We start from the raw sequence: 15,111 nt of genomic DNA, 5'->3' as shown, positions 1-15,111 counted from the left end.
GAGACCAGTGTGCCTACTTTCGTCTTGCTGGTTTGCTAGCCAGCCTATTTTTCTCGCCTGAGTCTGCCCGCGATGCTCCCAGTCAGACAGAAATATTGGGAGGGTAGAACGCAAGGACAATGACACAGCCGACGATCGTATTGGGGACCCATAACGTCAAGAAGGGCGCTGAGCTTCACGAGTTCTTAGTGCCGCGTGGCGTGCACTTAAGCACATTGGCCGATTTCCCCAATTCAATTGAAGTGGTCGAAGATGGCGACTCCTTTGAGGCCAACGCTGCGCTCAAAGCGACTCAGCAGGCCGTTCATCTCCAGCAGTGGGTGATTGGTGAAGACAGTGGTCTTTCTGTGAATGCTTTGAACGGTGCTCCCGGCATATTTTCGGCGCGCTTCGCAGGCGAGAGTGCAACCGATCGATCCAACAATGATCGACTCTTACTCGAATTGGCCGAAGTGCCTCTTGAGCGACGGTCGGCCCATTACACATGTCACGTCGCTGTGTCGGATCCGAGCGGTCAGATCCGATTGACGTGTGAGGAAATCTGTCGTGGCCGCATTCGCGTGCAGCCTGCTGGTGATGCGGGATTTGGCTACGACCCGCTCTTCGAACTGGTCGAATATCACCGCACATTTGGCCAGCTAGGGAGTGCGGTTAAATCGGTTCTCAGTCATCGGGCTCGGGCAATGCGACAATTCGTGCCGCAGTTGGTGCAGCTCTTGCGGGCCGAATTCATTGGCTGAGCCAGCGAAATCTCAAATTCGCCAGCCGATTCCGCCTGCTCTCCGAAAAACGGAGCGGATAATAATAGCGCAAAATAATAGCGGATGTGCGCTCAAAAACCGCCACCCGCTAAAATGAAACCATGAAGGATGAGGCACGAAATATAGTCCGCTGTGCACGGTTTGTAAATGGCTACGTTGATGAGAAAGTTGCGTTTTGAATTTAGTTTTTTACTAGACGGGAATGAGCTGATGCCGAGTCAACGATCGAACTTTACCGTTTTGATAACTTTGTTTTTGGTTACTGCAATTCCCACCCCACTCGTTGCGGATGATGTGGCGCAATGGACGGCAAAACAGCTCCCGGATTTCGTGGAGATTTACCGCCATTTTCACGCAAATCCCGAGCTCTCGTTCAAGGAAAAAAAGACGGCCGCAAGACTGGCGAAGGAGTTGACGCGACTCGGCGCCCAAGTCACGACGGGTGTCGGCGGACATGGTGTCGTGGGGATTCTGCGGAATGGTGTTGGACCGACGCTCATGTTGCGAACGGATTTGGATGGATTGCCCGTGACCGAACAAACACAATTGGTTTACGCGTCCAAGCTTCGTGCGGTTAACCAAACGGGTGATGACGTCGGTGTGATGCATGCCTGCGGTCATGATGTTCATCTCACGAATCTGATTGGTGTGGCACAGTACCTGGCTCAGCATCGCAACGTTTGGAGTGGCACAGTGATGTTTATCGGGCAACCGGCGGAGGAGCGGGGTGCGGGTGCGAAAGCGATGCTTGAAGATGGCCTGTTTACTCGTTTTCCTCGTCCGGACTTTGCGGTTGCGCTGCACGTTGATGCAGCCATGGCGGCAGGCAAAGTGGGTTACCGGGCAGGATTTGCACTTGCTAACGTCGACAGCGTCGACATCACAGTGAAGGGCAGGGGAGGGCATGGTGCGTATCCGCAAACAACCGTCGACCCGATTGTCCAAGCGGCGCAACTCGTGTTAGCCTTGCAGACGATTGTCAGTCGCGAGGTGCCCCCTACGGAACCGGCGGTGATTACCGTGGGCTCAATCCACGGGGGAACGAAGCACAATGTGATTGGTGATAATTGCCATTTGCAGATTACCGTTCGCAGCTACTCTGATCATGTACGCAAGCTGTTGCTCGAGGGGATTAAACGCAAGACGCGTACAGTTGCGATGGAGTTTAAAGCTCCGGAACCTGAGATTAAGATCAGCGAAGGTACGCCTGCTTTGTTTAACGATGAGGATCTGGCGAATCAGGCTGGGATAGTTTTTCAGCGAGTGTTTGGAGCCGAGCGAGTCGAGCAGGCGGAGCAGTCGATGGGCGGGGAAGATTTCAGCCGGTATGGTCGGGAAGGGGTCCCGATCTTGATGTTTCGGCTGGGGACGGTCGAGCAACGACGACTTGACCGTTACCAGCAATTGGGCCAAGTGCCACCCTCGTTGCACTCCTCAAAGTTTTACCCGGATGCGGAGTTAACCCTTGCCACGGCGATTACGGCGACGACGGAATTAGCCTTAGAACTTTTGAAGTCGGGGCAAGCTGTCGACGCCAGTCGTTAACGGGCGTCGACCGAAGCCACAAAGGATCGCAAAGGAACAGTGAATTGAATCGAGCCACGGTCGTTAATCTCGGCTTAGTTGTTCTCTACATGCTTTTAATTAGCGGTGTCGTGTGGGGTTTTTTTGTGATGCGCCGCTGGACGGAAGACACATACTCCAACACGGTTGCCCAGGGCGAATGGCAAGAATTTCGAGATGCGATTTCAGATTCTGTCGCGGGGGGCGGACCCGTTCAACGTCGCGTTCCCGCAAGCGAACAGCCTCCCGGTTTGGTGCTGCTGCGAGATTACTTTGTTCAATGCTTGACGATTTCGATCATCTTGACTTCGGCATTGTTCGGGACGTTCGCCTTTATGATTCGCGGGATTCTCTTGCAAACCGATCCCCTTGAGGACGACTCGCTGCGGTGATTTAGTCGCTGAATAGCGAGAATCCGACTCCCGGACGCGGTTCACTTTGGCAACCCAGCAATGTCATGATTGACATGGCGGTTCCATATTGTTGGTGATAGTTGTAGAAGGGGTAGTCCCACCAACTCCCATCTTTTTCTTGAAGTCGCAAGATGATTGTTGAGAGTTGAGCTTTGTGTGGCGGCCGTGATTTTTCCGGAAGCATTTCGATGCAGCCCGCGGCATAGAAGTGACCGTAATAAAAGAAGTAGCCGGCGACTAGAAAGTGCGATTCGTGCGGGATGGGCCGCTTGCGACCGATGTCGAGCCAGAGATTCCGCGAAAACAACCGGTCAAGCCAAGCCTCGATGACTTGATCGGTGATCTTGTCACTTCCCCAAATTTTCAATGCCAAATTACACGCCTGCGATCTTCCTAGACTGCCACCTGGGCGATTGATTAGCCACATGGGCCGATTCTTCGTCGGTCCATTGTCCGAATAGTAGTAACTGAAGTCTGGCTTTTGCTGTCGGATTAAACTGTTGACGGCTCGCTTGATTTGACGCTCTGGAAAATCGACTCCTAATTGTTTTGCCTCGTGCAAGGCGATCAAGACGGTCGCTGTTGTGAAGCTGGTTGGTTCGACGTTTGGTTTTTGGGTTTGTGCACCAAAGTCATAGTAGCCCCAACCGCCGTCGATGCCTTCGTATCGCTCGAGGCGGTCGGCTTGCTGTCGAATCAGCTGGATGATTCGTTCTTGTCGCCGCGGTTTTTCTTTGTGAAAGGCATGAAGGTCCACCAAGCCACGGATGGCGTAAGCATGTGCCCAAACGTTGTAAATGGCTGTCGGCTCGGCTCGGCGTACTTTTGGGAGCCACTCTTCATTCCAACGTTCTGCTTTTTCAATCGCTTCGACGATCTCAACGCGGCGATCCCCTGATTCGATCAGTGCCGAGAGACAGAGTCCGGTGACTGCTGCCCGAAAGGCGTGGTGTGCACCTGGGATTGGGGCGTAGATGTTCAGCCCTTTGGTATTGGTTGCGGAACCCCAACTTCCGTTCTCGTTTTGATGCCTGATCAAAAAGTCCAGGCCACGATCAATGCTCGCCTGAATCATTTCGTCGGAGGGAGGGTCGACCGCTTTGGGCTTGGGGACATCCAGTAACCATTTACTGGTAGTTGATTGAAGGTCATCTGCCCACAAAACGGTGGTCGACATGACGAGGCAAAATGTGAACGCAAAAACGAGCTTGTTCATGACGGACTCAAGGTGGAGCGTTAAAGAAATGTACCAAACAATGTCGAGACAAGGATTTTATTCATTGCCACTCGACTGCGGGGATTTGGATTTCTTGATCTTCACCTCGGCCTTCATGCCTGGAACAATTGGGGCCAACCCGTCTTTCTGGTCGACAGTTAGGATTGCGTCAAAAATTCCGTCCGAAATTGGAATTGGCGAAACACGCTGAACTTTTCCTGGAAGTTTTCGATCGGGGTACGCAATCGGTTGGATTTCCGCAACCACGCCAGGTTGCACAAATCTCAGCGAACTTTCTGGAACCGTTACGTGCACGGTGAGTGGTTCGAGTTCCACGACCGTCATTAAAATGGATTTCGCTTTGACCGCATTTCCAGGCTGCAGCATCGCCGAGATCGTTTCTGAATCGGTCCATTTTCCCCGCTTACTGCTGCCAAAATAAATGACGCCAGCGCGCGGAGATCTTATTTTTAGCATTTTTCGGTCAGTGCGAAGTCGAGCGATTTTTTTCCGCTGTTTGTCGAGGGCCTGTCGCTGTTTGTCGAGGGCAAGCTTCTTTTGTTTTAGCGAGTTGGGCGTCGTACGCTGTGCTTCGTCCAAAGCCAAAGTGGCTCGCTTTAAAGCGGTCTTTAATTCTTCCTCGGATCGAGGGATGGTGTAAGCAAGGCTGCGACGTTTCGAATCGGTTGCTGTATCAAGAAAGTATTCGGCTCGATCAACAGCATCCCGGGTGCGCTTCAAAATGATTTCTTCCGTGTCTTCGGTCAGGTCATCGGCCTGATACATCTTTTTCAGTTGCCGCAACTCTTCGGTCTGGTAGGCCAGACTGTTGCGAGCTGACTCAACACTTCGCTCAGCCGATGTGACTCGGCGGTCGCGGCCCGTCGTGATGAATTCCTTCAGATCTTCACTGGCAAGTTTTTCGGCGGCGATCACGTCCGCAAGCGACATGGCGCTTGTGCGGCGCAAAAGATTAAATTGAATTTCGGCATTCTCAAGTGCCAGTGTCTCTGTTTGCAATTCCCCTTTGGCATCATCGATTGCTTCGTCGATCTTGTCCGTATCGAGGCTCAAGAGAACATCTCCCTTGTCGACCGTTGTTCCGTGCGCGACGGCTTCATCAAGTGTCAACGTTGCCCACTCTTTCGGTGCCAACATAATGGGTGAACTCTTCGCCGCCTCGAAAATGCCTTTGAGCTCAACCTCGTCCGTTGGCTTTGAATCTTGTGTGTTTGCCGTCTGCCCGTCCTTCTGCTTTTGATTGTCACTTGGTGATTTGGCTTCTTGCGCGGGGGCAAGGGAGCCCCAGTGGAGGCAGAAAAGGAGAGAGCCGAAGCCCAGCAACTTGAGCAAAAAAATCATGGTTGTTTCTCGGGTAGGTTAAAAGGGTGGGCGAGGGCAGAATTAATTGGGTCAAAAGAATCTTACCCTTCTCTGCTTGGAGACTACTCCAGCCAATATCGTGGGTCAAGCAACTCCGCGATCGAGTGGCGAAAGCCCGTTTGTTTCCCGACCGGTCAATCAGGCGTTATTGGTTGCGCCGTGCAATGTTGCAGAGATTCGGTCTGTTTTCGTGATTTGATCGCTTTCGCATGCTCCGAACTTTTGCTTGCCAGGCGCGTTCCGGCTGACTGGAGCGATGATTTCAACGCTTCGCTGTGGCAATTCGAGCGTGCTGTGGCAATTTGAGCGTGGCTGTGGCAATTTGAGCGTGGTAGAGAATAGCCATTCGGGCGGCGCTTCAGCTAGCATCGCAATGCGGGATTCGTGTTCGCGCACGGGGCAGGATTCGTTATTTTCACGGAACTCGACAATGTCGTCGACTCCAAGCAGGGATGTTCGGTTTTCTAACTTTAGGAGTTTTCCGGTGAAGCTTGCGTTCCTCAACATCGAACGATTTGGTGCTCGATCCAATCTGCAACTCGACGACTTGTCGCAGCAGCTGAACGTGGTGTACGGTCCAAATGGGTCCGGGAAGACAACGATCATCAATTTTGTTCGTTGGGTGTTGTATGGCAATGACGATGAAGTGAGCCGGCGTTATCGGGCCCCCTCCACGACACAGGCTGCTGGATCATTGCGGATTGTCGATGGTGACCAACAAGTGCGAGTCGTGACACGGCGAGACGATGGGTCGACGGGCGGCCACGTTTCCATTTCACGGGCGACCGGTGATTTCGTCGATTACGAACAGACGCGATTGACGGGGGTGGATCTCGACGAGTACGCGCACCTCTTTTCATTTGGTTTTAATCAGCCGCCCGCGATTGACAGGACGGTTAAAATCGCCGCGGAACGCGGCTTTGAGTTGACTTACGATCAAAATCAGATCCGACGTCTGAAAGAGCTTGATTTACAGCTTGCTGATGTTCAGCGCACTTATCAAGGGATGCCAGAATCGGAAGAAGGTTTGCCGATGTTGTCGAGTCGGCGCGAAGAGATCCAGCGAGAGATAGAAGCCTTTGAACGTCGCAGACTGGAACGTTTTGCCGAGATCGATACTGAGGCAAATCAGATTAAGGGAAATATGTCGCGACGTCGGGCTCAATTGGTCGAGGTCGAGGCGAGTTTGAGGCGAGCGGAAGATAAAATCGAGTTGCGTCGACGACAGATTGAGGAAGCTTCTCGGGAAGCCGCGAAGCTGCGGGAGGAAACGATTGAATCCGGACGGCGTGAAGTTTCAGAAATCGACGATCAAATTCAGCAGTGGCACAACGTCTTGCAGGCAATTCGTGAACGCCTCGAAGGATTGCAGGCTCGCATGTCGGAGTGGGAGACACAGGCTCGCTCGACGTCCGGACGCGACGAAGCCGACTTGAAGCTGTTCTTGAGGACGCTTGGATTCCAGATTGACGACATCGAACAGGATGTGAGTGATTTGTCCTTGCCAGACGAATTCGAGGATCACGTGGCGGCCAGAGATTACATGAAGTCTATTCTTGGCGCTGCGTTGCAAACGATGCGCGATGATGTTCAACATTTACATAGTGAAGTGCAGCGTCAAAAGACTGCGGCTCGCTATCAGGACCATGCTCGAGAACGACAAAGCTTGCGTCGTTGCGAGTCCGAGTTAACCGACCTGATTCAGGAACTGGGGCAACGACGTGATTCGTTAATGAGCGGGGAATTGGCACCACCGCAAGGATCAGCTCAGTGGACTGACTATATTGGTGACAGTGTGATTCGACCTTGGTATGAGATCAGCGAGACGATGAGCGGTCAGGCTGCCGTCAGCGATGGATCGACCGCTTTCAATCGGCGACTGACGACAGATTTCGTGCTTGAGACTCGATTGAATCACCTTGTTAAGCGCCGCGACTTTCTCGGTACACGCGTTCAAAATCTGCAAGCGGAAATGAATACACTCGAAAGGCGTCTTGAGTTGCTGCTGGCGAGTCGGGAGCAAATTGAGGAGCATCGTCGTCTTGAGTCGTTGCGTCACGACCTTGCTAATGTTGAGGATCGCATTTGCCGAGCTGAGGAGCGTCGGCAACTGCGAGATCGTGATAATGCTTTGTATCGCGAAATTGAACAGCTAAAAGCGACGCTTGGTCCGTCCGCGATTATACGTGATGCGTCAGTCCTATTGCAGCGAATGACCGGCGGTGCTTTTCGTCGGATTCGTATTAATGAGTCGCATGAGGTTTGGATCGATGACGCGGATTCCAAACCGTTTCGTTACGGCGAACTCAGCCGCGGTACGCGGGACCAGACCTATTTGAGCCTCAGTTTAGCGCTTGTGGCCGCCTACCATCAACGTGGCGTGGTGCTGCCTGTACTACTGAATGACCTGTTTGTGAATATCGATTCCTCCCGCGCGCAATCCACTGCGGAAGTGTTGGAAGAATTTTCCAGTCGTGGTCATCAGACGATTTTGTTTACACGGCATGAGCATGTGTTGCAGCTCTTTCCCAACATGCGGGGCCGTCGTTTCAAATTGCAGCAACGAGAAAGCAGCGTGGAAACTTCTCCCCGTCGCGATGCTCTGCAATTAGATCGGATTCCAAGTCGAATGGCTGAATCCTATCCGCAACCACCGCAAGGGAATCGACGAGATCATACCTATGACTGGGTCCAGCAATGGGATGCCAGTCGCCGGGCTCGCGCCGAGTATGCTGACAGTGAAAGCCTTGTGCGAAGCGAACGAAATGTTTCCGACGATACGCTGTTAACGCAAGTCGAAGGCTTGGACGCCACCTTTGTCACGCGGCTCCAAGAGATTGAAGTCGAAGTCGTTCGCAGCTTTCTTGAGTTAGATCCTGAACGGGCCGAACAACTGTTGGCCGGTACCGGCATCACGGCGCCGTCAGTGAATTACTGGCAATCCATTGTGACGATGCAGTGCTACGTGGGTTTAAGTGCCAATGACGCCACGTTGTTGGTCGTGTGCGGGGTCGATGATCCCCAGGAACTCTCCTACATTGATGTGTCTGAATTGCATCGTCGGATTGAGCAGTGTTTGGTCAGTGCGGAGCACCGGAATCGATTTGGGGCGATTTCTCGTTACGAGCGATCGCGGCTGTCTCGGTGGATTCAAGCCGCCCGTCAATCCCGCTATCGTCGCAATCGAACCGTGATGACGCGTGCTATCCCACCAAGGATTTCTGCACCAAAGGTTGCTCCGCGATCCGAGTCCAGCAAGCCAAGGTCAACGCGGTCGCGTGTCGTTGCTCAGCCAATTGCGGAAACGCCATCGCGCGAGGCACCGATGCGGTTTTTCCTCGAACTGTCAGATCCAATCGTCGATGCACCATCGATTGGTCCGAAAACGGCCGAACGATTCCAAGCCGTTGATGTCCACACCGTTGCCGAATTACTCGATAAAGACCCTGACAAGGTTGCAGATCAAATTGATTATCGGCGGATTACGTCAAAACTGATCCGCGAATGGCAATTGCAGACGCAATTAGTTTGTCGGATTCCCAACTTGCGTGGACATGACGCGCAAATTCTCGTCGCCTGCGGCATCACCACCCCGCGTCAATTGGCCTCCTCACTCGCCGATGAGTTGCACGATAAAGTCAAGCGATTTATTCGAACCAGTGAAGGAAAACGCATTATGCGAAACGGTAAACGACCTGATCTGGCAGAAGTCACTGCCTGGATTCAATGGGCGGAGAGTGCCCGTGAGTTGCAGTCCGCTTGATTGGGAATCCGTCCGGTCGTTATTGGGACAGGATGGAAAAGTCGGCAAAATAGGCGTAGACAAACAAAACGATCACGACAATCATGGCGGCCATCGGTTTGGCCCAACGCCAGGGGGTCAGGTCAACATCCCCGGTATACTGTTGCTCGTACGGTGTCGAGCGGGGGGTGATGGCGCCCCATGCGAGCATCATCACGATCAACAGCAGAAACACTCCACCGACGAAGTGAAAGTCGCCGATCGGTTTGAGCAACCCAGCGAAGCTCGGTACGAAATAGCCCAGTGCGATCAGCACGCAGCCAAGAATCAAGGCCGTCGATGCGGCTGCCGCCGGAACGCGTCGCGTGGTCAATCCGATGATCACCACGGAAAAGATGGGAATGAAGTAAAGTGCATTCATCTTTTGCAAGTATCCAAAGATACTGTCTTGTCCGTAAAGTAACGGGGCCGTCGACATGGCCGTAACGGCCAGTACTGTGCCGCAGATCTTGCCCGAGCGAATGACCTGGGCTTGGCTCGCATTCGGATTCAATTGAGCCTTGTAGATTCCCAAACTAAAGAGAGTAGCGGTGCTGTTCAAGGCGGAATTGAATGAGCTTAAGATGGCGCCCACGACGACCGCAGCAAAGAATCCCCGCATCCACCCGGGCAGCACTTCTCGCACCAACGCACCATACGCTTGGTCTTGGTGAATGCCGTCCGCTGCAAACAGGTGAAAGGCGATGATGCCGGGAATGACCAGAATGATGGGGGCTAACAGTTTGAGCACCGATGCGACCATCACACCTCGCTGTCCCTCGGCCAGACTGCTGGCTCCAAGTGCTCGCTGAATGATCTGCTGATTGGTACACCAATAAAACAGGTTGATGATGATGACGCCTGTGAAGAGCGTCGAAAACGGCACGGATTGCTTCGCACTGCCGATGGAGTTGAATTTTTCGGGGTTGCTTTCTCGCAGAATTCGCCAGCCTTCTAACCAGCCTTCGCCTCCGCTCACTGCTTGGAGACCGAGGAACGTTATCAACACACCGCCCGCGAACAGACCAAACCCATTAATGGTGTCGGATACGGCGACCGTACGAAGACCCCCAAAAATTGCGTAGATGGAACCGATGATGCCAACCATCCAAACGACGACCCAGAGGATGGTTTGTTCCGACCCAATGCCCAGTAATGATTGGACGTCCAGGATGCCAGAAAGTCCTACGGCTCCGGTATAGAGCAAGATGGGAAGCAGAATACAGGTGTAAGCCACGAGGAAAATCAAGGATGTGATTAGCCGCGTGGTTTTATCGAATCGGTCCTCCAGCAATTCAGGGATCGTGGCAATCCCACCTTTGAGATAACGGGGCAAAAAGAACAATCCCATCGCCACCAAAGAGAGACCGGCGAGAACCTCCCAGGCCATCACGGAAATGCCGTCCGTAAAGGCTGCACCGTTAAGACCTACCAGCTGTTCGGTTGACAGATTGGTCAACATCAACGAGCCGGCAATGTATCCGCCGGTCAATCGACGACCAGCAAGAAAGTAACCGATCGAACTTTCGTGATCGTCCTTTCGCGTTAATCGGTAGGTGAGCAAGCCAACAAGGGCTGTGAAGAAGACAAATGAACCGATTGTAATTAACGCCATTACGCTCACTTAAGCTTGAGAATCGAACCGATGGCCTGCTTGGGGCCCGAGCTTTGTGAGTGTAAGTATTTCTGGCCCATCTTCTGTCATCAAGATGGTGTGTTCAAATTGCGCCGAGAGCTTTCCATCTTTTGTGCGGACGGTCCAACCGTCTTTACGATCCAGTTGGGTGTGTCTTGTTCCCACATTGATCATCGGTTCGATCGTAAAACACATGCCCGGTTCGAGTCGGTCTGAGTATGATTGGCGGTTTGGGTAATGAGGTATGGAGGGGTCTTGGTGGAATCGGCGACCAATGCCGTGACCCACATATTCGCGAACGACGCTGAGTCCCTCGTTTTGTGCATGTCGGACGATCTCACGCCCGATTTCTGCCACTCGACATCCGGGGAGTATGGCATTGATGGCCAAATAGAGACAATCAAACGAGGTTTGTGTGACTTGTTTCGCTTCTTCGGCTACCTCTCCAATCAAGAAGGTTTCCGATTGATCACCGAACCAGCCATCCACGATCGATGTGAGGTCGACATTCACGATGTCACCCCTTTGAAGCGCGTAGTTGTCCGGAATTCCGTGACAAACGACTTCGTTGATGCTCGTACAGCAGCTCTTCGGATATCCCTGATAGCCCAGGCAGGCGAGATCATGGCCATGTTGGCTGGTGTAGTCATGGACGAGTCGATCAATTTCCGCAGTCGTGACGCCCTCTTTTACATGAGGGCGAACAAAATCCATCACTTCTGCATTGAAGGCGGCTGCTTGACGCATCGCATCTCGCTCGACTTCTGCCAAAATCAGGTTTCGGTGACCATAGAGCATGGAAGTAGGTTGTTTCTAAATAGGGGTTGAGGTCCAACCGCGGAGCATCCAGATTGCCGAAGCGGGGGCCGATTTAGGGTGGGAATCACACGGGGCAAATCGAAAGGCAGCAATGCGATCGCCGACGTTAGTCCTTCCTCTCCGATTCTAACAAGAAGATGGGCAGTTCGGAAGATTCTTGGGCGAATCACGATAATCTTGATCGCTCGGGATCAGGATGGAATTGCACAAAATCTTGATATCTGGGGCTTGGCTTCTCCGGCGACATCTTTGCTGTCTATTCGGGAGACAGTAGAATCGCCGATTTTAACCGCCGAACTGTTCGCACTTGTCGCGACTCTCAATCACGTCCGGGGAAACTCCCATGCCGAGATACAATCCAGCCCAGATCGAACCCAAATGGCAGTCTTTTTGGGAGTCGAATCGGACGTTTCGTGCCCCCGAGCTACCGGGCGACAAAAAACTCTATGCATTGGATATGTTTCCCTATCCAAGCGGTGATGGCTTGCATGTGGGGCATCCGGAGGGTTACACCGCGACCGACATTGTCAGTCGATTTTACCGCATGCGGGGATATGACGTTCTTCATCCGATGGGATTTGATGCTTTTGGTTTGCCGGCCGAAGAGCATGCGATCAAAACCAACACTCCGCCTCGGGTACAGACCGAACAAAACATTGCAACTTTCCGTCGCCAGCTAAAAATGCTCGGTTTTAGCTACGACTGGGACCGGGAAATTGCCACCACGGATGTAGATTACTTTCGTTGGACGCAATGGATTTTTTTGGTCATTTACGACACTTGGTTCGACACGGACCAAAAAAAAGGTCGGCCGATCGACGAGTTGCCCATACCGGCTGAGATTGCAGCCCAGGGGGAGCGAGCCGTTCGTGAATACCAGGACGAGCATCGTCTGGCCTGTCAAAGTGACGCATTGGTCAATTGGTGCCCCGCGCTGGGAACCGTATTGGCAAACGAAGAAGTTATCGATGGATTGAGTGAACGGGGCTCCCATCCCGTGAAACGAATTCCGCTGCGTCAGTGGATGCTGCGAATTACAGCGTACGCAGACCGCTTGGAGTCAGGACTTGACGACCTTAATTGGTCCGAAAGTATCAAAGCGTTGCAACGAAATTGGATTGGCCGCAGCACGGGCGCCGAGGTCGATTTTTTCATCGGAGCTGCTGAAGATTTCGACGCTTGGAAGGCGGGCCGCGCGCAGACTGAATGGCCTCTTGATCCAACGGACGATGTACTGCGAGTCTACACGACTCGGCCCGATACGTTGTATGGCGCTACCTATATGGTGATCGCGCCCGAACATCCGTTTGTTGAACGTTTGACGGCTGCTGAGCAAGCCGATGCTGTGCAAGCTTATTGCCAGTCTGCTGCGTCGAAGAGCGATCTGGAACGGACGGAATTGACCAAAACCAAGAGTGGTGTCTTTTCAGGCTCGCATGCGATCAATCCAGTGAACGGTAAGAAGATCCCGATTTGGATTGCCGATTACGTGTTGATTAGCTACGGAACTGGCGCCATTATGGCGGTGCCTGGCCATGATATACGTGACTTTGAATTTGCGGCGCAGTACAAAATCCCGATCGTTGCCGTTGTCGATCCTGGTGAGTCTTCGGACGTCGACCGCGAGCAAGTATTGCGGGGCAAACAAGTTTTTGCCGGTGTCGGAACGGCGATCAACTCAGCGGCATACGACGGTTTGACCACCGAGGCATTCAAAGATCAGATCATTGGGGATTTGAACGGGCAGAGTATTGGACAGGCGGCCGTTAACTACAAGCTGCGAGATTGGCTATTCAGCCGACAGCGTTTTTGGGGCGAGCCGTTTCCGATCCTGCATGAATTGGATGAGGATGGAAAGCCGAATGGATTGAAGCGACCGGTACCAGTCGCGGATTTGCCAGTCGACTTGCCTCACCTGGAAGATTACAAGCCGCATGGTCGTCCCGAGCCGCCGCTGGCCAAGGCTGATGACGATTGGTTGTATCCTGTGATCGATGGCAAACGGTATCGTCGCGAAACGAATACGATGCCTCAATGGGCCGGATCTTGTTGGTACTTCCTCCGATTTATCGATCCTGAAAATTCGGACGCTTTCATCGATTTGGAAAAAGAACGCCGTTGGATGCCCGTCGATTTGTACATTGGGGGGGCCGAACATGCCGTTTTGCATTTGCTTTATTCACGTTTTTGGCATCAGGTACTTTTTGATCGAGGCCATGTGACCTCCCCCGAGCCATTCCGACAACTGGTGAACCAAGGAATGATTCTTGGCGAAATGGAGTACACCGGCTGGCAAGATCAGCAGCAAAACTGGGTGTCGACAAGCGATGCGACAAGCGCTGCGAACGGGCAGGCGGTGCGAAGCTCTGACGGGGCGGGCTTGCAATCAGTTAATGTGTCTCCCGAGGATGTTCAGAAGCAGGGTGACTCATTTGTGCTTGCTGATCACCCGGAAATTCGAATTGATTCTCGGGCCTTCAAGATGTCCAAGAGTCGCGGAAATGTCGTCAATCCTGACGAGATAGTGCGGGAGTACGGAGCCGATGCCTTGCGACTCTATGAAATGTTTATGGGGCCTCTGGAGGCGACCAAACCTTGGAGCATGTCTGGCGTCGACGGCGTCCGCAAATTCCTCGATCGGGTTTGGCGGCTGATGATTGATGATCGGGCCGAAACAGATACGCTCCACCCGATGCTCCAGGATGTCGACTGTACAGATGATCAGAGCCGGTTTCTGCATAAAACAATCAAGGCGGTCACCGAAGATCTCGCGTCCCGCAGCTTCAATACGTCGATCGCGCGCATGATGGAATTCGTCAATTTCTTCAATAAGCAGCCCAATCGGCCTCGTCAAGCGATGGAGTCGTTTGTGCTGTTGCTGGCCCCTTTGGCACCTCATATTTGCGAAGAACTTTGGTCCCAGTTGGGATACGAGACGACGCTAGCCTATGAACCGTGGCCTGAATTTGATCCTTCGCTCACCGTGGACGACGTGATTGAAGTGCCTGTTCAAATCAAGGGCAAGCTCCGCGCTCGTGTGAAGGTACCGGCCGATTGCTCCGCCGCTGATTTGGAACAAGTCGCGAAATCAGATCCAAAAATTGTTGAGCAACTCGAAGGCAAGCAGATTGTGAAGGTCATCGTGATCCCGGGCCGTTTAGTGAATTTCGTCATTCGTTGAAGATCTAGCTCGGAAGCAGATGTGGGGGCCTCGCAGTTTTGAAGGGGGACTCACTTTGCAGGGCAACTCGTTAGATTTCTGATTCCAGGCCCGCTTGGTCCTAATTGTTTCGCAACTTATGGAACGAGCGATTCCAGGGCGATCAAAACCCCATAAATGACATGGGTTTATTGCGCTCTCTTTTATTCAGGCGGTTAGGGCGAGTGCCCCATAGACAGCCGTCCACAACACGCTAAATTAAATCGGTGTTGTCGTTAAAGTCAGCCTACTAGGCCCTGTCCTTTTAATCTGTGTAAATTGACTTCCGGCCGGTTGACATGGAAAAGAAGAATGTTAATTTAGCCCGCTATCTTTTTTA

Annotated in this window: 9 protein-coding genes; 5 read left to right on the top strand and 4 right to left on the bottom strand. The window is 52.7% G+C overall.

The window, feature by feature from the left end; translation table 11 throughout:
* Positions 1–119: 119 nt before the first annotated feature.
* The 3 genes from rdgB to P8N76_20525 all read left to right on the top strand — a co-directional run bounded on the left by rdgB (position 120) and on the right by P8N76_20525 (position 2,716).
* Positions 120–740: an RdgB/HAM1 family non-canonical purine NTP pyrophosphatase gene (gene rdgB / locus P8N76_20535; GenBank protein MDG2384072.1), complete on the top strand. Its 621-nt coding sequence runs from the start codon at positions 120–122 to the stop codon at positions 738–740.
* 180 nt (positions 741–920) lie between these two features.
* A complete protein-coding gene (locus tag P8N76_20530) occupies positions 921–2,306 on the top strand; it encodes an amidohydrolase (protein MDG2384071.1) in 1,386 nt (461 codons plus the stop codon).
* A 44-nt stretch (positions 2,307–2,350) separates the two neighbouring features.
* A complete protein-coding gene (locus P8N76_20525; protein ID MDG2384070.1) occupies positions 2,351–2,716 on the top strand; it encodes a hypothetical protein in 366 nt (121 codons plus the stop codon).
* Position 2,717: 1 nt separating this feature from the next.
* Here P8N76_20525 and P8N76_20520 read toward each other — a convergent pair whose 3' ends face one another.
* Both P8N76_20520 and P8N76_20515 read right to left on the bottom strand, forming a co-directional pair.
* On the bottom strand, positions 2,718–3,953 hold the full coding sequence (locus tag P8N76_20520) for a terpene cyclase/mutase family protein (GenBank protein ID MDG2384069.1): 1,236 nt from the start codon (positions 3,951–3,953) through the stop codon (positions 2,718–2,720).
* A gap of 57 nt (positions 3,954–4,010) precedes the next feature.
* Positions 4,011–5,315, bottom strand: a complete 1,305-nt coding sequence (locus tag P8N76_20515) for an HlyD family efflux transporter periplasmic adaptor subunit (protein MDG2384068.1) — start codon at positions 5,313–5,315, stop codon at positions 4,011–4,013.
* A 451-nt stretch (positions 5,316–5,766) separates the two neighbouring features.
* Between P8N76_20515 and P8N76_20510 the strand changes: the two genes are divergently transcribed.
* Positions 5,767–9,099, top strand: coding sequence for a DUF4332 domain-containing protein (locus P8N76_20510; GenBank protein ID MDG2384067.1), 3,333 nt, complete (start codon positions 5,767–5,769; stop codon positions 9,097–9,099).
* A 19-nt stretch (positions 9,100–9,118) separates the two neighbouring features.
* Here the strand turns inward: P8N76_20510 and P8N76_20505 are convergent, their stop codons facing one another.
* Both P8N76_20505 and map read right to left on the bottom strand, forming a co-directional pair.
* On the bottom strand, positions 9,119–10,732 hold the full coding sequence (locus P8N76_20505) for a solute:sodium symporter family transporter (protein MDG2384066.1): 1,614 nt from the start codon (positions 10,730–10,732) through the stop codon (positions 9,119–9,121).
* Positions 10,733–10,741: 9 nt separating this feature from the next.
* Entirely contained in the window at positions 10,742–11,551 is an 810-nt protein-coding gene (map, locus tag P8N76_20500; GenBank protein MDG2384065.1) for a type I methionyl aminopeptidase, read from the bottom strand.
* A gap of 364 nt (positions 11,552–11,915) precedes the next feature.
* Here map and leuS point away from each other — a divergent pair, with 364 nt between their 5' ends.
* Positions 11,916–14,753, top strand: coding sequence for a leucine--tRNA ligase (gene leuS / locus P8N76_20495; protein ID MDG2384064.1), 2,838 nt, complete (start codon positions 11,916–11,918; stop codon positions 14,751–14,753).
* Positions 14,754–15,111: the final 358 nt, after the last annotated feature.

Source organism: Pirellulaceae bacterium (genome assembly GCA_029243025.1).
Taxonomy (GTDB): Bacteria; Planctomycetota; Planctomycetia; order Pirellulales; family Pirellulaceae.
Note: the sequence above shows the minus strand (reverse complement) of the source record. Positions and strands in the feature narration are given on the sequence as shown.